This window comes from Arthrobacter sp. TJ-270 (assembly GCF_058269075.1).
Genome location: NZ_JBZCNB010000022.1, coordinates 1 through 601 on the forward strand (window position 1 = coordinate 1; position 601 = coordinate 601).

The 601-nt window shown below is 64.6% G+C and carries 1 protein-coding gene; it reads left to right on the forward strand.

Going from position 1 to position 601, the window contains the following annotated elements; all coding sequences use genetic code 11:
• Nucleotides 1-119: 119 nt before the first annotated feature.
• Nucleotides 120-601, forward strand: a 482-nt coding sequence (locus tag AC4D2M_RS17165) for an ATP-binding protein (RefSeq protein ID WP_490893110.1), incomplete at its 3' end; no start/stop codon positions are given.

Sequence of the window (601 nt, forward strand, 5' to 3'; positions counted from 1 at the left end):
GCTCTGCGTAAAGCCTTCCAACACCCTGCACCTGCCACGGATGCGTCCGGGCTGCGGGACCTGGCGGACTACGACCGGGCCTTCGGCGTAATCCTCGATGACGGGCAGGTCGCCTGATCATGAGTGAGGAGAAGGAAACCATCAACCAGATCGAGTACTACTCCCGTGCGATGAAAGCTCCTCGCATACGCGAAGCAGCGCCCAGGCTCGCTGGTCAGGCCCGCGACAACAACTGGACGCATGAGGAATACCTCGCCGCGGTGCTCTCACGCGAAGTCGCCGCACGAGAAGCCTCCGGAGCCGAGACCCGGGCCAGAGCCGCAGGGTTCCCCGCCCGCAAATCGTTGGAGGACTTCAGCTTCGATCACCAGCCCGGTCTCAAACGGGACACCATCGCCCATCTGGCCACCGGCGCGTTCCTCACCGAAGCATCCAACATCGTCCTACTCGGGCCACCCGGAACCGGTAAAACCCACCTAGCAACCGGGCTCGGGATACGCGCCACCCAGCTCGGCCACCGGGTCCTGTTCGCTACCGCCACCGACTGGGTCGCCCGGCTTCAAACCGCTCATCAGAATGGGCGGCTGCCGCAGGAACTGGT